This is a genomic window from Mycobacterium sp. IDUB_36, from assembly GCF_055419225.1.
In genome coordinates this window covers 1331339-1349735 of sequence record NZ_JBVAXH010000001.1, presented here as the reverse complement: position 1 = coordinate 1349735, position 18397 = coordinate 1331339, and the positions used below count along the sequence as shown (strand labels likewise).

The 18397-nt window shown below is 66.7% G+C and carries 18 protein-coding genes; 10 read left to right on the top strand and 8 right to left on the bottom strand.

Annotated features, from left to right (window positions below; translation table 11 throughout):
- Positions 1–16 precede the first annotated feature (16 nt).
- Positions 17–880, bottom strand: a complete 864-nt coding sequence (locus tag ACZYW1_RS06585; protein ID WP_463784245.1) for an LLM class F420-dependent oxidoreductase — start codon at positions 878–880, stop codon at positions 17–19.
- Between the two features lie 19 nt (positions 881–899).
- Positions 900–1751, bottom strand: a complete 852-nt coding sequence (locus ACZYW1_RS06580) for an LLM class F420-dependent oxidoreductase (protein WP_463784244.1) — start codon at positions 1749–1751, stop codon at positions 900–902.
- Positions 1752–1825: 74 nt separating this feature from the next.
- Here ACZYW1_RS06580 and ACZYW1_RS06575 point away from each other — a divergent pair, with 74 nt between their 5' ends.
- On the top strand, positions 1826–4021 hold the full coding sequence (locus tag ACZYW1_RS06575; protein ID WP_463784242.1) for an MMPL family transporter: 2196 nt from the start codon (positions 1826–1828) through the stop codon (positions 4019–4021).
- Here the strand turns inward: ACZYW1_RS06575 and ACZYW1_RS06570 are convergent.
- The 5 genes from ACZYW1_RS06570 to ACZYW1_RS06550 form a co-directional block, all read right to left on the bottom strand.
- Complete coding sequence (locus ACZYW1_RS06570) at positions 4018–5154, bottom strand: acyl-CoA dehydrogenase family protein (RefSeq protein ID WP_463784240.1); 1137 nt, start codon at positions 5152–5154, stop codon at positions 4018–4020. The genes ACZYW1_RS06575 and ACZYW1_RS06570 overlap by 4 nt on opposite strands.
- Positions 5151–6128, bottom strand: a complete 978-nt coding sequence (locus ACZYW1_RS06565; RefSeq protein ID WP_463784238.1) for an NAD-dependent epimerase/dehydratase family protein — start codon at positions 6126–6128, stop codon at positions 5151–5153. The genes ACZYW1_RS06570 and ACZYW1_RS06565 overlap by 4 nt, the downstream gene beginning before the upstream one ends.
- Positions 6125–7375, bottom strand: a complete 1251-nt coding sequence (locus ACZYW1_RS06560; RefSeq protein WP_463784236.1) for an aminotransferase class I/II-fold pyridoxal phosphate-dependent enzyme — start codon at positions 7373–7375, stop codon at positions 6125–6127. The genes ACZYW1_RS06565 and ACZYW1_RS06560 overlap by 4 nt, the downstream gene beginning before the upstream one ends.
- A 219-nt stretch (positions 7376–7594) precedes the next feature.
- Complete coding sequence (locus ACZYW1_RS06555) at positions 7595–9109, bottom strand: ATP-binding protein (protein ID WP_463784234.1); 1515 nt, start codon at positions 9107–9109, stop codon at positions 7595–7597.
- Positions 9106–10782, bottom strand: a complete 1677-nt coding sequence (locus ACZYW1_RS06550; protein ID WP_463784231.1) for an NAD(P)/FAD-dependent oxidoreductase — start codon at positions 10780–10782, stop codon at positions 9106–9108. Before ACZYW1_RS06550 ends, ACZYW1_RS06555 begins: the two co-directional genes overlap by 4 nt.
- Before the next feature lie 190 nt (positions 10783–10972).
- On the opposite strand from ACZYW1_RS06550, the gene ACZYW1_RS06545 reads away from it, so the two are divergent.
- The 9 genes from ACZYW1_RS06545 (at position 10973) to truA (ending at position 17708) form a co-directional block, all read left to right on the top strand.
- The gene (locus tag ACZYW1_RS06545) at positions 10973–12835 is read left to right on the top strand and encodes a serine/threonine-protein kinase PknD (protein WP_463784229.1); all 1863 of its coding nucleotides are present in this window, start codon (positions 10973–10975) and stop codon (positions 12833–12835) included.
- Positions 12836–13040: 205 nt separating this feature from the next.
- The gene (gene infA, locus ACZYW1_RS06540) at positions 13041–13262 is read left to right on the top strand and encodes a translation initiation factor IF-1 (RefSeq protein ID WP_003418601.1); all 222 of its coding nucleotides are present in this window, start codon (positions 13041–13043) and stop codon (positions 13260–13262) included.
- Positions 13263–13311: 49 nt separating this feature from the next.
- Entirely contained in the window at positions 13312–13425 is a 114-nt protein-coding gene (gene rpmJ, locus ACZYW1_RS06535) for a 50S ribosomal protein L36 (protein ID WP_003879483.1), read from the top strand.
- A 185-nt stretch (positions 13426–13610) separates the two neighbouring features.
- Complete coding sequence (gene rpsM / locus ACZYW1_RS06530; RefSeq protein WP_292992070.1) at positions 13611–13985, top strand: 30S ribosomal protein S13; 375 nt, start codon at positions 13611–13613, stop codon at positions 13983–13985.
- A gap of 3 nt (positions 13986–13988) precedes the next feature.
- Positions 13989–14405, top strand: coding sequence for a 30S ribosomal protein S11 (rpsK, locus tag ACZYW1_RS06525; protein ID WP_292992068.1), 417 nt, complete (start codon positions 13989–13991; stop codon positions 14403–14405).
- 10 nt (positions 14406–14415) lie between these two features.
- Complete coding sequence (gene rpsD, locus ACZYW1_RS06520; RefSeq protein WP_292992066.1) at positions 14416–15021, top strand: 30S ribosomal protein S4; 606 nt, start codon at positions 14416–14418, stop codon at positions 15019–15021.
- A gap of 81 nt (positions 15022–15102) precedes the next feature.
- Complete coding sequence (locus tag ACZYW1_RS06515; protein ID WP_240259689.1) at positions 15103–16149, top strand: DNA-directed RNA polymerase subunit alpha; 1047 nt, start codon at positions 15103–15105, stop codon at positions 16147–16149.
- Between the two features lie 73 nt (positions 16150–16222).
- Complete coding sequence (rplQ, locus tag ACZYW1_RS06510; RefSeq protein ID WP_463784226.1) at positions 16223–16825, top strand: 50S ribosomal protein L17; 603 nt, start codon at positions 16223–16225, stop codon at positions 16823–16825.
- Positions 16826–16835: 10 nt separating this feature from the next.
- Entirely contained in the window at positions 16836–17708 is an 873-nt protein-coding gene (gene truA, locus ACZYW1_RS06505; RefSeq protein ID WP_463784224.1) for a tRNA pseudouridine(38-40) synthase TruA, read from the top strand.
- Here truA and ACZYW1_RS06500 read toward each other — a convergent pair.
- Positions 17705–18373 (bottom strand): cutinase family protein, encoded by a 669-nt coding sequence (locus ACZYW1_RS06500; protein WP_463784223.1) that lies wholly within the window; start codon positions 18371–18373, stop codon positions 17705–17707. The genes truA and ACZYW1_RS06500 overlap by 4 nt on opposite strands.
- Between the last annotated feature and the right edge of the window lie 24 nt (positions 18374–18397).

The following is an 18397-nucleotide window of genomic DNA, read 5'->3' as shown; positions in this document are numbered from 1 at the left end:
AACCCTAGCCCGGCGATCAGCCCGGAGGCGTCAACCCCAGCGGTCCGGCGAGCGCTTCCAAAGCGCCGAGCAGCTTGCCGTCGGGCCCGCCCAGCACCTGGATCGCCACGTGATCGGCGCCCGCATCCAGGTGTTCGACCAGGCGCGCGGCAATCTGCTCGACCGTCCCGTGGGCCACCACCGCGTCGATCAGCCTGTCGCTGCCGGGCTTTTCCACATCGGCGTCGTCGAAGCCGAGTCGGCGCCAGTTGTTCACATAGTTGCTCAGGCCGAGGTAGAACTCGACGGTCCGCCGGCCGATCTCACGGGCCTCGTTGGCGTTCTCGGTCAACACGACCTTGTGCTCGGGGGCCAGGAACACGGTGTTGCCGACCAGTTCGCGGGCGTTCGCGGTGTGTTCGGGCGTGGTGAGGTACGGGTGGGCACCGGCGCTGCGCTCGGCGGACAACGCCAGCACCTTGGGGCCGAGCGCTGCGAGCACGCGGCGACTGGTCGGCAACGACGCGCCGTCGAGCACGTCGAGATACTCGACCAGTGCGTCGTAGGGCTTCTTGTACTCGTCGGTGTGCTCGGGATGCCCCACCCCGACGCCCAGCAAAAACCTTCCGGGGTAAGCACTTTCGATGCGGCGGAAGGAATCGGCTACCTCGGTGGCCGGCGACGACCAGATGTTGACGATCCCGGTGGCCAGGTGCAGCGTGGAGGTCTCGGCGAGCGCCGGTTCCACCCAGCTGAGGTCGGCGTCGGGCGAGCCGCCGACCCACAGCGCGCCGTAACCCAACGCTTCGATCTGCTGCGCGACGCCCGGGCTGACGGATCGGCCGGGAAGCCAGACGCCGAAACGGCCCAGATCGGGTTTGAGCGAAACGCCCTCGGTCATCTCATCCCTCTCTGGTTCGTCAGGCCGGTGTCAGTCCCAGCGGCCCCGCGAGTTCGGCCAACGCCGAGACCAGGTTTTCATCTTTGGTCAAGATCTGCACAGGCACGTGGTCGGCGCCGGCATCAAGGTGCTCCTTGAGGCGCGCCGCGATCGCCTCCGGAGTGCCGTACGCGATCAGCGAGTCGAGCAGGCGGTCGCTGCCCGGGAAGGTGGTTTCGGCATCGGTGAACCCGAGCCGCTTCCAGTTGTTGCGGTAGTTGGCCAGATTGAAGTACACCGGCAGCACCTTTCGGCCGACCGCCCGGGCCTCGTCGCCGTTGGTGGTCAGGACGACCTTGTGCTCGGGTGCCAGGAACGCCGACGGTCCGATCAGCTCGCGGGCCTGTGCGGTGTGTTCGGGGGTGGTGAGGTACGGGTGCGCGCCCGCACTGCGACGCGCCGACAGCTTCAGCACCTGCGGACCCAGCGCCGCGACCACCCGGCGGTTGGCGGGCACGCCGTGTTCGTCGAGTAGGTCGAGGTATTCCACCAGCGCGTCGTAGGGCTTGCGATATTCGGCGATCGCTTCGGGATGCCCGACGCCGATGCCGAGCAGGAAGCGGCCCGGGTAGGCCCGGTCGATCCGGTGGAACGACTCGGCGACGGGTCCGGCCGCGTCCGACCAGATGTTGACGATGCCGGTAGCGACCTGCAGCGTGGTCGTCGCCTCGAGAATCGGCTCCACCCACGCCAGTTCGGCGGGCGGCGAACCACCCACCCACACGGATCCATAGCCCAGCGCCTCGATGTCCTTGGCTTGGGCGGGAGTGACGCCGCGTACGAATGATCCGAAGCGTCCGAGATCGGGTTTAGCTGTCGCTGAGTCGGTCATGGTTGCTCCAACCTACCGTCCGACCGCCGCTATTCCGGGTTTGGCGGCGGGTTGCCCTGGGTAGCATCGCCTGGATGCTTTCGCTGCTGGCTCGTCTCGTCATCGCAGCCCCCAAGCGAGTGCTTGCCGGCGTGCTGCTGCTCACCGTCGTCGCGGCGGCGTTCGGCGCCACCGTCACCGAACACCTTGGCGCTGCGGGCTTTCAAGATCCGAGCTCGCCGTCGGCTCGCGGCATGAAAGTACTCACCACCACGTTCGGCCAGGGTGATATGGACCTGACGCTGGTGGTGCGCGCACCCAGCAGCGTGCAGGACCCGGCGGCAGCGGCAGCCGGACGCAAACTCGTCGATGAATTACGGCGATCCGAATTCGTCAACGACGTCGAATCGCCCTGGGACGGCACCCCGCAGAGCCCCGGTCTGGTCAGCAAGGACGGCAAGACGGGTCTGGTGATCACCGGTATCACCGGATCGGAGAACGACGCACCCAAGCACGCCAAGGCGATCTCGGACCGGTTCACCGGCAAGCGCGACGGAGTCGAGGTGCTGGCCGGTGGCACCGCGACGGTGGCCTCGGAGATCAACGACCAGTCCGAGAAGGACCTACTGGCCGCCGAGGCCATCACGCTGCCGTTGTCACTGATCGTCCTGGTGTGGGTGTTCGGCGGGCTTTTCGCCGCCCTGCTGCCACTGGTTGTGGGTGGGCTGGCGATCGTCGGGACGCTCGGGATGCTGCGGGGGATCACGCTGTTCGCCGACGTGTCGATCTTCTCCCTCGACCTCACCACCGCCATGGGCCTGGCGCTGGCCATCGACTACACGCTGCTGTTGATCAGCCGCTATCGCGAGGAGTACCTCGATGTCGGCGATCGCGACCTCGCGTTGCGCCGGGCGGTCACCACTGCAGGGCGGACGATCTTGTTCTCCGCCTGCACGGTGTTCCTCGCGGTCAGCGCGCTCGCGGTGTTCCCGATGTACTTCCTGCGTTCGATGGCCTACGCCGGATGCGGGGTGGTGGCCCTGGCCGGGCTGTACGCCGTCGTCGTGGCTCCGGCGGTGATCAAGCTGCTGGGCGACCGGATCGAATCGCTGAACATCCGGACGCTGTTCCGTCGCGCCAAGCCGGACCCGGACGTGCGGCACGGCGCGCTGTACCGGGTCGCGACGTTCGTGATGCGCCACGCGTTGCCTTGCGCCCTGGCCGTCGTGGCACTGTTGCTCCTGCTCGGGTCGCCGTTCGCGCGGGCCCGCTTCGGCTTGCCGGACGACCGGGTCCTTCCGACCACGGCACAGTCCCGCCAGGTCGGCGACATCATGCGCAGCGAGTTCCCGGCTGATCCGGCGATGGCCACGTCGATCGTGATCCCCGATGCGCGCAGCCTGAGCGAGGGCGATGTCTCCGACTACGCGACCGCGCTGTCCAATGTTCCGGGCGTGGAAGCCGTTGCCGCGCCCAATGGTTCGTTTGTTGCCGGCAACAGCGTCGGGCCGCCGATGTCGCCGACGGCGGCCAAAGACGGCAGCCTCTGGCTGTCGGTGTCGGTGCCCGGCTCGTCGCTGGACTCGCGGTACCGCACCGCGATCGACCAACTCCGGGGCGTCCCGGTGCCGCACCGGGCCGAGGCGTTGTTCACCGGGGCCGACCAGCTGAACCGGGATTCGGTCGACGAGATCGTCCGGCGGTTGCCCGTGGTGCTGTTACTGGTCGCCGCAACGACTTTCGTGTTGATCTTCCTACTGACCGGCAGCTTGGTGCTGCCGCTGGAAGCGTTGGTGCTCAACACGTTGTCACTGTCGGCGACGCTCGGCGCGCTGGTGTGGGTGTTCCAGGAGGGCCACCTCGGCGGGCTCGGCACCACGGCGACCGGCACCCTGGTCGCCGACGTGCTGGTGTTCCTGTTCGCCACCGCGTTCGGTTTGTCGATGGACTACGAGGTGTTCCTGCTGTCGCGGATCCAGGAGCACTGGCTGAAATCAGCTCAGGGGCCGGAGGACAACGCCGAAGCGGTGACAATGGGCATCGCGACGGCGGGCCGGGTGATCACCGCCGCCGCGCTGTTGATGGTGATCGTCTTCGCCGCGCTCAGCACCGGTCAGGTGTCGTTCATGCGGATGATCGGTGTGGGTTTGGCGCTGGCGGTGATCGTCGACGCCACGCTGGTGCGGATGGTGCTGGTGCCGGCCTTCATGAAGCTGGTCGGCCGGTGGAACTGGTGGGCGCCCAAGCCGCTCGCCAAACTGCATGCGGCCGTGGGGATCAGCGAAAGCTAGCTGCGCGTCAGGTCGATCTTGCCCGCCAACTCGTGGTCGATCAGGAAGGTCCCCGCCTCGCGCAGGTTGGGCGGGTGGAACGAGTAGGCGCTGATGCACCCGACCAGATAGGCGACTTCGGGATCGGTGGCGAATCCGACACCGCCGACCCGCGACACCAGGCGGGCGACGCTGCTCTGCAATTGGTCGCGCAGACCGAGCCGGATCCACAACAGGTCGGCGAACAGGTCGTCGCTGCGATCGCCACCGTCGTAGCGGGCCGCGACCATGCGTAGCGCCCGCCATACTCCCTCGATGGGGGAGAACAATTCGACGAAGTCGGCTTCGGTGAAGTTGGGCCGCTCGACGAGTTTGAGTGCCAGTCGCGTCGCGGCGCCGACATAACCGGCGGTGATGATCAGCCCGAACAGCACGTAACCGGACTTCTCGTTGCGGCCATCGGGATCTTCGATGTCGCTGACCATAGACAGATCGTTTGGCACGAAGACGTTTTCGAAGTTGACCGCATGGGTTTGCGCGGCACCCAGCGCCGGGCTGGTCCAGAGCGGGCTGACGGACAGACCGGGGCTGCCGTTCCAGATCAGCGTGATGGCGCGCTGCCCGGTGTCGCTGAGCACCACACTCGCCATCACGCAGTCCATACTGTCGGCCAGACTGCAGGGCTTCTTGCTGCCGGTGACGGTGTAGCCGCCGTCAGCCGGGTCCGCCTTCATGGTCGGACGAAAGACGCTGCCCTCGATCGTGCCCTCCGAGAAGCCCGACGCGAACACCGTGTTGTTCTCGATCAGGGATTTGACCAGTCCCACCGTCGCCTGGTCGGCGGTTTCGGCGAAGTCGACGAGGCCGGCCACCGAGAGGTAGTGCATGGTGGTGGCGGCGGCCAGCGACGGACTCAGGTAGCCGACACCCCGTTGCAGCTCAACGGTTTCCACGCAGCTGGCGCCGAGGCCGCTGAGCTCCGTCGGCGCGGTCAGCCGCGGGCCGTCGTGCTCCTTCCACAAGTCGATGACGCCGCTGCCCGGGTCCTCGATGGCCAACAGTCCCAGCTTCTCGAGCTGGTCGGCCAACGTGGGCAGGTGTCGGCGCACGGCGTCGACATAGGAGAGTCGCGCTTCGAGTTCGGTGCGATTCATGCGGTGTGTCCTTCCTGGATCGGGAGGTTGTCGCGCGCGGTCAGGTATTTCCGCAGTGCCGCAGCCGAATTCATCGACGGCCGCCAGTCGGTGGTCGACTGCAGCAACCCGGAGTCGAGCACCGGGTCGCCGAGCGTCACCCAGTGCCCGGAGAAGGGGGACAGGCGCAACCGGAACAACAGGTCCGCGCCCGGCTTCAGCAGGCTCAGTGGGCCCGGGATCAGTCTGGCGCCGGTGATCGTGCAGATCTCCGCGACGCTGGTGTGGTCGGCCGGCGCCACGTTGTAGAGGCCGCTCAGCCCACCCGAGAGGATGGTCGCGTAGGCATCGACCAGATCGGAGTCCCAGAGAAACTGGTAGAACGATCGCGAAGGTTTGGGATAGACAACCGATTTCGACAACATCGTCTGCAGGCCCGAGTTGTCGAAATGGTCGCCGACGACGTAGCAGGGCCGCACGACGGCCAAGGACATCTTGCCGTCGGTGGCGTTCACCCAGTACCAGTTGGCCAGGTGCTCCAGCAGGGCCTTGTGCTGGAAGTAGTAGTGCCCGGTGTCCCGATCGCCGGCCGGATAGCTCGTTTCGGTGTGCGCCTCGCCGGTGCCGCACGCCGACACACCGAGCGCGTTGGCACTCGACGTGAGGACGAGTTGCCCGATGCCCGCCAGGCGGGCCTGCTCCAGCAAGACCCGGGTGGACGTGACGTTGACCTGGTAGGCGCGGCGTTTGTCGTGCGGTTCCTCGACGCAGTAGGCCAGGTGGATCAACGCGTCGTAGCCGCGCACCGACTCGAGATCGAACGGGCCGCTCAGGTCCAAGGTCGTCTCGCGCACCTTGTCGTGGCGCACACCGGACGGGCGTCGGCCGAGCGCGGTGATCTCGGCGATGTCGTCGCAGCCACACGCCCAGCGCAGCACGCTACGGCCGAAGTCTCCGGTCGCGCCCGTGATGGCCAGGCGGAAGCCGTCTCTCATGCGGCGGCCAGGGCCCACGACAGTTCTGCTGACAAAGTCTTTGCGCACCAACGGATGTCGTCTTCGCTGAGCTCCGAGGTCATGCACACCCGAAGCACCGGTTTGCCGACCGGCACGGCCGGATAGACCGCCGGCGTGACGAAGACGCCGGCGTCGCTGAGGTTGTTCCAGCTCAGTACGGTGCGCAACTCGTCGAACAGCCGGATCGGGATGATCGGCGACCAGTCCGGACTGCGCTCGTCGGCGCGGTTCAGCTCGACATCGAGGGGTCGCAACGACTCACGCATCAGTCGGGCGTTGCGCTCCAATTGCTGTCGGCGCCGGGCGCCCTCGTCGCTGCGGATCACGTCGATCGCCGCCGCCGCCGCCGCCATCGACGCCGGGGTGCCGGAGGTGCTGAACCACAGGGAGCGTGCACTGAACCGGATCTCGTCGACGATGTCCTGCGATCCCGCGACGAAGCCGCCCAACCCGCCGACGGCCTTGGACAGCGAACCCATCAGGACGTCGATGTCCTGGGTGACCCCGGTGAGTTCGGACAACCCGGCACCGGTCGGCCCGAAGACCCCGATGCCGTGGGCCTCGTCGACCATCAGCAGCGCGCCGGCGTTCTTGCACACGTCGATGATCTGCTCGAGCGGGGCCGTCGATCCCTCCATCGAGTACAGCGAGTCGACCAGCACCAGGGTCCGCCGGAACTGCGTACCGGCGTGCCGGTGCAGCGCGTCCTTCAGCGACGCAACGTCGTTGTGGTCGAACCTCTCCTCGACGGCCCGGCTGAGCCGGACCCCGTCGCGGATCGAGGCGTGCGCGTACGAATCGACCACGGCGAGGCAGTCCGAGCCGATCAGGCCCTGGATGGTGCCGACGTTGGTCTGGTAGCCGGTGGTGAAGACGACCGCGTCGTCGTGTCCGAGCCAGTCGGCGAGCTTCTTCTCCAGCGCGACGTGCAGGCTGTAGGTCCCGTTGAGTAGGCGGCTACCGGTGGTGCCGGTGCCGAATTCCTCGGTGGCCCGCGTCGCCGCGGCGATCACGCCCGGATGCGTCGAGAGTCCGATGTAGGAGTTCGAGCCCAGCAACACGCACTGATGCCCGCGAACACCGACGCGCGGCGGGTCGACCGAACTGATCTCCTGGAAGAACGGCAACTGTCCGATCGACGCGAAATGCCGGGCCATCGCGACCCGCTGGCTGACATCTGTGGAGATGTCGCCGGTTACCGAAAAAGTTTCCCGCTGACTGTCCATGTTCGCAGCACCCCCGTGTAGTTACCCCTTGCGGTCACGGAGATCTCTGAGATACACGTGCAGGCAGTAGGCCGAAAGGCTCTGTGAGCCATCGGCGTCATAGCCACCCCCAACACGCCACCTCTGATGAGGAGTCCCCGCGCGTAGCTTGGTCCGGCGTACCCGATTGGACCACCGGTCACAATAATAGTTATTCGACGCCGTTATAACGATTGTTGGTTACGTTTTGTTCAAATCACGCTCGGCGGGGTCGCCGTCCTCGGGCAGCGTGACATCGACCGCCGGCGGCATCTCCAGCGGAAGCAGCACGATGAAGCGGGTGTCGCCGGGAACCGACTCCACCCGCAGATCGCCGTGGTGCTTGTTCACCACGATCTTCCACGCCAGGTCCAGGCCCAATCCGGTGCCTTCGCCGACCGGTTTGGTGGTGAAGAACGGCTCGAAGATGCGTTCGCGAACGTCCTCGGGGATGCCCGGCCCGGTATCGCAGATCTCCACCCGCAGCATCTCGTTGGCTTCGCGGCAGGTGCGGATCGTCAGCGTGCCGCCCGCGGTCCCCATGGCCGAGATCGCGTTGTCGATGATGTTGGTCCACACCTGGTTGAGATCGCCTGGATAGCAGGGGATCGGCGGCAGTGCGTGATCGCAGTCCTTGGCCACCTTGATGTGGCACGTGCTGTCCTTGCCCAGCCGGTCGGCGAACATGGTGAGCGTGCTCTTCAGCAGGTCGTGCACGTCGGCCACCTGGAACGGCGCCCGGTCCATCTGCGAATACTGCTTGGCGTCGGCGACCAGCGCTGTAATCCGTTGGCTCGCTTCGACGAGCTGACTCATCAGCAGCTCGCTCTCGATGGTGTAGTTGATCCACTGGATCGCCTGCCCCAACGAGGTCGCCGCTTCGAGTTCCTCGGCGGTGGCGGCGATCCGCTCGAGCCAGTCGGTGTCGATGCCGCCTTCGACGAAGTTGGGCGCGATGTCCCAGCCGCCGTCGATGCCGTGGTCTTCGAGCCAGTCGCCGACGGTGTCTTCGAGGTCCGAGGTCTCGATCGCGCTCAGATGCACCGCCGCCGACTTGGAGACCTGTTCGGCGACCGCATCCTGCAGTCGCACCAGGGCGTTCAGCGTCTCCGGGCTGACGGTGCCGTCGGCCAGCATCGCCAATTTGCCGCGCATGTTGGAGATTCGGCCGCGCAACTCCTGGGCCGCCCGCGAGATGGCCGCCGCCGGATTGTTCAGCTGATGGGTGAGGCCGGCCGACAACTGGCCCAGCGCCAAGAGCTTCTCGCGGTTGTCGATCAGGCGCCGGGTTCGTTCGGTGCCCACGGCGATGCCGTCGAGCAGGTGGACCGCCATCGGGAACTGGTCCTTCATGAACGCGGCGAACGCCGGAGCGTCCATCACGAAAAACCGCGACGGCTTGGTCACGTGCACCGACGTGGTGTAGAGCTGCTGCTTCTCGCCGGTAAACGCCTGCCAGGCACCGCAATACACGCCGCGGTGCGACGTCCGATTGGTTTCGATGTCCTGCCCGCCGGACAGCTTGGACATGGCCAGCTCGCCCTCGATCAGCACGTAGAAACAGGTGGCCGGCTCGCCTTCCACGCAGAGCGGCCCGGGTTCGTAGACCTGGATCTCCCCGTCGGCGCACAGCGTCGCCAGCTGCGCGTCATTGAGGTGCTCGAACAGGAAGAGTGTCCGCAATTCGTCTGCGTCGCAACCTTTTTCGATCGTCATGACTCCGCCAGGTAACGGTGGACCAGCATGACGGCCATCGACCCTTCGCCGACCGCCGCGGCGACCCGCTTGGCCGATTCGGACCGCACGTCGCCGGCCACGAACACGCCCGGCACGCTGGTTTCCAGGTGGTGTGGTGGCCGATCCAGCGTCCAGCCGCACACGTTGCGCAGATCGGGGCCGGTGAGGATGAAGCCGTGGTCGTCGCGGGCGAGCACATCCTGGAGCCAGTCGGTGCGGGGTGCGGCGCCGATGAAGATGAACATCCGGGCGCAGCTGACGTCTTCGGTCTGACCGGTGCTGTTGTCGATCAGGGTCAGTCGTTCGAGGTGGTCGGTGCCGACGGCGCAGTGCACTTCGGTACAGGTGCGGACGGTGATGTTGGGTCGCTGCTCGATCTGCTGGATCAGGTAGTGCGACATCGAGGCCTCCAGCGACGGCCCGCGGACCACGATCGTCACCGATTTCGCCTCGCGGGACAGGTACATCGCAGCCTGGCCGGCCGAGTTCGCCCCGCCGATCACGTAGACCTCTTCACCCTCGCACTCCGCGGCGATGGACACCGCCGCCCCGTAGTGCACGCCGCGGCCTTTGAGGTTGTCGCAGCCGTCCGCCGACAGCTCGTTGTAGGCGACCCCGGTCGCGACGATGATCGCGTGCGCGTCGATGAAACCGCCGTCGGCGAAGCGGATCGTGCGTTTCGGTCCGTTGACCTCAAGGGCGGTCGCCGTGCGGGCGGTGATGAGTTCGGCGCCGAACTTCTCTGCCTGCCTGCGGGCGCGCTCGGCCAGTTGGCTGCCCGACACCCCGTCCGGAAAGCCCAGGTAATTCTCGATTTTCGAGCTCTGGCCGGCCTGGCCGCCCGTTGCGGTGGTTTCGATGAGCACGGTGCGCAGACCCTCGGAGGCGCCGTAGACGGCGGCGGCCAGACCCGCGGGCCCGCCGCCGACCACGATCAGGTCGTAGAAGTCTTGCGACGGCGTCGTCGTCAGGCCCAGCGTGTCGGCCAGTTCGGCGTCGCTGGGCTCGACGAGTGGGTCACCGTGTTCGGTGACGACGACCGGGAGTCGTTTGTCGTCGACGCCGGCGGCTTGCAGCAATTGCTCACCAACGGGCTCGTCGGAGGAGAACCAGTTGTAGTGCAGTCCGTTGCGGGCCAGGAAGTCGCGGACCTCCAGGGATCGCGCCGAGAAGCGGTGGCCGATCACCTTGGTGTGCGGGATGGGCCGCTCAGGCGCTCGTCTCCACACTTCGAGCAGCTCGTCGATGACGGGGTACAGCTTCTCCTCGGGCGGATCCCACGGCTTGAGCAGGTAGTGGTCGAGGTCGACGACGTTGATGGCGTCGATCGCGGCGTGGGTGTCGGCGTAGGCGGTGAGCAACACCCGCTTGGCGGCGGGGTAGAGGTCCATCGCCGCTTCGAGGAATTCGATACCGGTCATCTGAGGCATCCGGTAGTCGGCGACCAGCATCGCGACCGTCTCACCGCGCAGCTTGTACTGCTTGAGGGTTTCCAGCGCGTCAGGACCCGATTCGGCCCGCACGATGCGGTGAGCGTCGCCGTATCGGCGCCGCAGATCCCGGGCGACGGCGCGGGACACCGCCGGGTCGTCGTCAACGGTCAGCATCACCGGTTTGCGGGATGCGTTGTCGGCACTTGGGGGACTAGTCATCGCTAGTAAGTATGCCCTCGTCACGACCGCTGCGGCAGGTTGTCCGAGCGGGCTGGTGTCGGTGCCGGCGGCGAGTCGACGGACCCGGCGGAATGTCGCCCCGGCTCGCGGCGAAGTCGCGCCAATGCGGCGACGCACGATAGCTTCACATGCAACCATGACAAGCTGTTAAAGGTGCGACGGGAGGGACTTGTTGCAGGGATCGACGTTCGGGAACTACCGGCTGATCGAGTTGCTGGGCCGAGGCGGCATGGGCGAAGTGTGGCGCGCCCACGACACCGCCATCGACCGCACGGTCGCCATCAAGATCCTGCCTGCCGAGATCTCCCGCGACGAGGTGTTCCAGCAGCGGTTCCGTCGTGAAGCACATGCCGCCGCGCGACTGAACAGTCCGCATATCGTGCCGATCCACACCCACGGTGAAATCGGCGGGCGGCTGTTCGTCGACATGCGGCTCGTCGAAGGCACCGATCTGCAGTCGATGCTGAGCGTCGGCCCGCTTCCGCCGGCGCGGGCGGTCCGCTTCGTCGAACAGATCGCGATGGCCCTGCAGACGGCGCACCGGGCGGGCTTGCTGCACCGCGACGTGAAGCCGTCCAACATCCTGATCGACGACGACGACTACGCCTACCTGATCGATTTCGGCCTGGCCCTCGCGGTCGGTGAGCGCGGTCTGACCAGTGTCGGAGATGTGATCGGCACCTTCCACTACATGGCTCCGGAACGGTTCTCCGGCCAGGAGTCCGGCGCGCCCGCGATCGACGCCCGCTCGGACATCTACTCGTTGACGTGCGTGCTCTACGAGTGCTTGACCGCCGAGCACGCCTTCCCCGGCGACAGCCTGGAGCAGCAGGTCGGCAACCATCTGGTCGCTCCACCGCCGCGACCGTCGCAGTCCAGGCCGGGGCTGGACAACTTCGACGCCGTCATCGCCAAGGGCATGGCCAAGGCGCCCGCGGAGCGCTTCGGCAGCGCGATGGACCTGGCCCGCGCCGCGCGCGAGGCACTCACCGCGCCGGCGCCCTCGCCCGGACGGCATGGACGGCGGCGGTCCGGCCCGCAGCCGGGCCCCCCGGGCAACGTCGCGTCGGGCTCGTTACGCGGAGCGCCCGAGCCGACCGCCTCGCGGCCGGAGTCCTTCACCCAGATCGGGCCCCGCAGCCAGCAGGCGTTGCTGCTGGGCCGGCCGCCGTGGTGGCGCCGACCGCGTGTCCTGATCCCGGCCACCGCGGTGCTCGCGCTGATCGCCGTCGTCATGGCCGTCACCCTGAGCGGCAGCAACGGAACGCCGGTCGAGAACGTGCGGCAGAGCCTGCTGCCCTTCACCGGACTGCGGGAACCGCAGGGATTGTCGGTGGACTACGGCGGCACGGTGTATGTCGCCGACACCATGCACAACCGAATCCTGGCGCTGTCCGCGGGCTCCACCGAGCCGGTCCAGCTGCCGTTCGAAGGCCTCAACTCGCCGACCGGAGTGACGGCCGACAACACCGGCACCGTCTACGTCAACGACTCCGGCAACAAGCGGGTGCTGGTCTTGCCGGCCGGCACCAGGACACAGAACCAACTGCCGTTCGCCGATCTGGACCGGCCGACCGGGCTGACCGTGGACGCCGCCCGCACCGTCTACGTCACCGACACCACCAGAAACCAGGTGGTCGCGCTGGCCGTCGGGTCGAACAAGCAGTACCGGCTGCCCTTCAACGGTCTGAATTCGCCCACCGGTCTGGTGGTCGGCAAGGACGGCACCACCTACGTCGCCGACGGCGGCAACAACCGGGTGCTGGCGTTGGCCCCCGGCTCGGACAGCCAGACCACCTTGCCGTTCGTCGGCCTCGCCGACCCCGGCGGCGTCACGGTGGACAGCAACGGCGCGGTGTATGTCACCGACAGCGCGGACAACCGCGCGCTGAAGCTCACGGTGGGATCGACCCAGCAGGAGGAGCTGTCCTTCACCGGCCTCGACTATCCGTGGGGCCTGGCGGTCGACAACAACGGCACGGTGTACGTCGCCGGCCGTAACAACAAGATCCTCGCGTTGCGACCCACCTAGGCACGGCCGGTGGACCCCGGCTGGCGCATTTTGCGCCGACTGCGCTGATACAGGTACAGTCTTCTATCTGTGCGGCGTGTCTTGCCGACCTTTCGTGCCCTGTCCTAGGAATTTCCTGTCACCGGCTCACGTTTGGGGTCGGGTGACTGCTGCGCTCCTACGGGCGAGCAATACGAAACTAAAAGACGAGGATTCGAAGAGAAGTATGGCCAAGAAGGACGGCGCCATCGAGGTCGAGGGCCGCGTGGTCGAGCCCCTGCCCAATGCGATGTTCCGCATTGAGCTGGAAAACGGCCACAAGGTGCTGGCGCACATCAGCGGCAAGATGCGGCAGCACTACATCCGCATCCTGCCCGAGGACCGGGTGGTGGTGGAGTTGTCTCCCTACGACCTGTCCCGGGGCCGCATCGTGTACCGATACAAGTAAAAGCCCGAACCACCAGCCAACGAGTAGACAGAACAGGATCTGAACAGCCGTGAAGGTGAACCCGAGCGTCAAGCCGATCTGCGACAAGTGCAGGGTCATCCGTCGGCATGGACGGGTCATGGTGATCTGCTCCGATCCGCGCCACAAGCAGCGTCAGGGCTAGCCCCGACGCTCAGTCCCACCGAACCGCGGGCGCGCACAACTGAATGAAGACCTCCCAGCACCACTGAGCGCATAGGGCGCTCAGCCACGTCCGGAACGGAGGCCGGACCCCGGAGCCCCGAGTTGTTGTCTGGGCCAGGGAACGGGCTGGGATTCAGACCTCCGCTTAGAGAAGGAACGCCATTCATGGCTCGACTAATGGGCGTCGACCTCCCGCGCGACAAGCGCATGGAGGTCGCGTTGACCTACATCTATGGAGTGGGTCGCACCCGTTCCAACGAAATCCTGGCCGCTACCGGGATCGACAAAGATCTGCGCACCAAGGACCTCACCGACGACCAGGTGACCCACTTGCGTGACTACATCGAAGGCAACCTCAAGGTCGAAGGTGACCTGCGCCGCGAGGTTCAGGCCGACATTCGCCGCAAGATCGAGATCGGCTGCTACCAGGGCCTTCGGCACCGCCGCGGCCTGCCGGTCCGCGGTCAGCGCACCAAGACCAATGCGCGTACCCGCAAGGGCCCCAAGCGCACCATCGCCGGCAAGAAGAAGGCCAGGTAAGTCATGCCTCCAGCAAAGAAGGCCGCCTCCGCGCCGAAGAAGGGTCAGAAGACCCGGCGCCGGGAAAAGAAGAACGTCCCGCACGGCGCCGCACACATCAAGAGCACGTTCAACAACACCATCGTGACGATCACCGACCTGCAGGGCAACGTCCTGGCGTGGGCATCGTCGGGCCACGTCGGCTTCAAGGGGTCGCGTAAGTCGACTCCGTTCGCCGCACAGCTGGCCGCCGAGAACGCCGCCCGCAAGGCTCAAGAGCACGGCGTCAAGAAGGTCGATGTGTTCGTGAAGGGCCCGGGTTCGGGCCGCGAGACCGCGATCCGTTCACTGCAGGCCGCCGGCCTGGAGGTCGGCGCGATCTCCGACGTCACCCCCCAGCCGCACAACGGCTGCCGCCCGCCGAAGCGCAGAAGGGTCTAGGTAAAGAAAAATGGCTCGTTACACCGGACCCATCACCCGCAAGTCGCGCCGCCTCGGCGTCGACCTGGTCGGCGGTGACCAATCGTTCGAGAAGCGTCCTTACCCGCCCGGCCAGCACGGCCGCGCGCGGATCAAGGAGAGCGAGTACCGCCAGCAGCTGCAGGAGAAGCAGAAGGCCCGCTTCACCTACGGCGTCATGGAAAAGCAGTTCCGCCGCTACTACGCCGAGGCGGCCGGTCGTCCCGGCAAGACCGGTGACGAGCTGCTGCAGATCCTGGAGAGCCGGCTGGACAACGTCGTGTACCGGTCCGGCATCGCGCGGACCCGCCGGATGGCCCGTCAGCTGGTCAGCCACGGTCACTTCACCGTCAACGGCGTCAAGGTGACCATCCCCAGCTACCGGGTGTCGCAGTACGACATCATCGACATCAAGGGGACGTCGCTGAACACCGTGCCGTTCCAGATCGCCCGCGAGACCGCCGGCGACCGCCCGATCCCCGGGTGGATCCAGGTGGTCGGTGAGCAGCAGCGGATCCTGATCCACCAACTGCCCGAGCGCGCGCAGATCGAGGTGCCGCTCACCGAGCAGCTCATCGTCGAGTACTACTCGAAGTAACCGCAGTTTTCTCGGAGCACAACGCCCCGAGGTCTGAACGGCATCAAATAGCGGGTGCCGAGAAGGAGATAGAAGAACACCATGCTGATTTCACAGCGACCGACTCTGTCCGAAGAGGTCATCAGCGACAGCCGTTCGCAGTTCGTCATCGAGCCGTTGGAGCCGGGTTTCGGTTACACGCTCGGTAACTCGCTGCGGCGCACGCTGCTGTCCTCGATTCCGGGCGCGGCCGTCACCAGCATCCGTATCGACGGTGTGCTGCACGAGTTCACCACCGTGCCCGGGGTCAAGGAAGACGTCACCGACATCATCCTGAACCTCAAGAGCCTGGTGGTGTCCTCCGAGGAGGACGAGCCGGTCACCATGTACCTGCGCAAGCAGGGCCCGGGTGAGGTCACCGCGGGTGACATCGTGCCGCCGGCCGGCGTCACCGTGCACAACCCGGACATGCACATCGCGACGCTGAACGACAAGGGCAAGCTCGAGATCGAACTCGTCGTCGAGCGGGGCCGCGGGTATGTCCCAGCCGTGCAGAACAAGGCCTCGGGTGCCGAAATCGGCCGCATCCCAGTCGATTCCATTTACTCGCCGGTGCTGAAGGTCACCTACAAGGTGGACGCGACCCGTGTCGAGCAGCGCACCGACTTCGACAAGTTGATCCTCGATGTCGAGACCAAGAGCTCGATCGGCCCCCGTGACGCGCTGGCGTCGGCGGGTAAGACGCTGGTCGAATTGTTCGGTCTGGCACGCGAACTCAACGTCGAGGCCGAAGGCATCGAGATCGGCCCGTCGCCGGCCGAGGCCGACCACATCGCGTCGTTCGCCCTGCCGATCGACGACCTGGACCTGACCGTGCGTTCGTACAACTGCCTCAAGCGCGAGGGTGTGCACACCGTCGGCGAGTTGGTCTCGCGTACCGAGTCCGACCTGCTCGACATCCGCAACTTCGGTCAGAAATCCATCGACGAGGTCAAGGTCAAGCTGCACCAGTTGGGTCTGTCGCTCAAGGACAGCCCGGCCAGCTTCGACCCGTCGGAGGTCGCGGGTTACGACGTCGCCACCGGCACCTGGTCCGCCGAGGCCGCCGCTTACGACGACCAGGACTACGCCGAAACCGAACAGCTCTAAAGCCCAACCGCTCGAAGAGCACCGTCCCGGCCCTACCTGATACGGGGGTCGGCCCCAATGAGGAGAAGTCGCAATGCCCAAGCCCACCAAGGGTCCTCGCCTCGGCGGATCGTCTGCACACCAGAAGGCGATCCTGGCCAACCTGGCGACGGCGCTGTTCGAGCACGGCCGGATCAAGACGACCGAGCCCAAGGCGCGGGCACTTCGGCCGTATGCCGAGAAGCTGATCACCCACGCCAAGAAGGGCACGCTGCACAACCGGCGTGAGGTGCTCAAGAAGATCCGCGACAAAGACGTGGTGCACAACCTGTTCGCCGAGATCGGTCCGTTCTTCGCCGACCGCAACGGTGGCTACACCCGCATCATCAAGGTCGAGAACCGCAAGGGTGACAACGCCCCGATGGCGGTCATCGAGCTGGTGCAGGAGAAGACGGTGACGTCTGAAGCCGACCGGGCGCGTCGGGTGGGCGCCTCGAAGGCGCCTGCGAAGGCACCGGCACCGGAGGCCGCCGCGGCGGCGCCGCAGGCCGCGGTCGAGCCCGAGGCGGTCCAGGAGGTTGCCACCGAGACCGGTGGGGCCGACACCGCCGAGGCTGAAACCACCGAGGCCGAAACCGCCGAGGCCACCGAGACCGAGGCCGCCGGGGAAGAAGCCAAGGACGCTGACGAGTCCTGACGATCTGCCGTTGAACGACGTGCCCGCCATCGACGCCGATGGCGGGCTCGTTCGTCTCAGGCTCGACATCGCCTACGACGGAACAGATTTCGCGGGGTGGGCCACTCAGTCGGGTCAACGCACGGTCGCGGGTGTCCTCGAAGAATCGCTGTCGACGGTGTTCCGTACCTCGCTGCGGCTGGGCGCGGCCGGCCGTACCGACACCGGTGTACATGCGACAGGCCAGGTCGCCCATGTCGACGTTCCGCTGGAATCGCTGCCGCACGTCTATCCGCGCACGCCGCGACCGGATCAACCGGAGTTCCAGCCGCTGGTCCGTCGACTCGCCAGACTGTTGCCCGCCGACGTGCGGGTGCGCCGGATCATCCGTGCGCCAGCGGGTTTCGACTCGCGCTTCTCGGCGCTGCGCCGGCACTACGTCTACCGCATCTCCACCGCCGACTACGGGGTGGATCCGCAGCAGGCCCACTTCATCACCAGCTGGCCGCGGCCGTTGGATGTCGAGGCGATGGCGTCCGCTTCACAGAAACTGCTGGGGCTCAATGACTTCGCGGCCTTCTGCCGCCATCGTGAGGGTGCGACCACCATTCGCGACCTGCAGCGCTTCGACTGGGAGCGCGACGGCGACCTGATCACCGCGCAGGTCAGCGCCGACGCGTTCTGCTGGTCGATGGTGCGATCGCTGGTCGGCGCGTTGCTGGCGGTCGGTGAGCACCGGCGGACCGCGGAGTGGTGTGGCGAGTTGCTCGCCGACACAAGGCGTTCCAGTGACTACGCGGCCGCGCCGGCGCGAGGTTTGACGTTGGTCGGGGTGGACTATCCGCCCGACGGCGAGTTGCAGGCCCGGACGCTGATCACCCGCGACCTGCGCGCCCGGGACTAGAGCCGGCCCGCGACGAAGTTCGCCGCCTGATCGACCAGACCCGAGTCGAGGTACGACGGCTGCAGATGCGAGTGCCAGTGCAGGTCCTGGATGCCGCCGGTGCAGATCGGATCGCCGGGCGCGCACAAGTCGATCACCTTGCCGGCCAGGTCCGGCCGGGGGCCGCGCACGGCGCCGACCACTTTCTGAGTGCCGTTGCCGAACAATGCGATCGCGGCGATGTGCTGATCGGTCGCCGGCGGTAGGGGATTGACGAAGCCGAATCCCGGTTGGTTCACGGCGATTACGACGTCGGCCGCGGCAGCGCCCAGCGAGTAACCGCCCAGTACCTGGCGGGTGTTCGGGCAGGCGTTGGCCATCGACTGGACGTGGGCGCTCATGTCGTTGGAACCTTTGGTGACGCTGACGTCGGCGGGGTAGTTGACGCCGTAGGCGCCGATCGTCCTGTGCGGCACGCGCTTTTGCAGTCCGTTGATGAGGGCCTGCCCGACCGCGCCGACACCGGGGGCTTCCTCCCGGCCGCGGGCGAAGGTGACCTCGACGTCCGGGCACGCCGCCGACGCCGTCGCCGCATTGGTGATCGAGCGGGGGGCGAGGGCGGAGGCGGTCAGCAGGACGGCCGCCGACAACGCCACCGCCGCCAGCCGGAGCAGACCTGAGCGCATAGGGGAAAGTTAGCGGGTGAAACT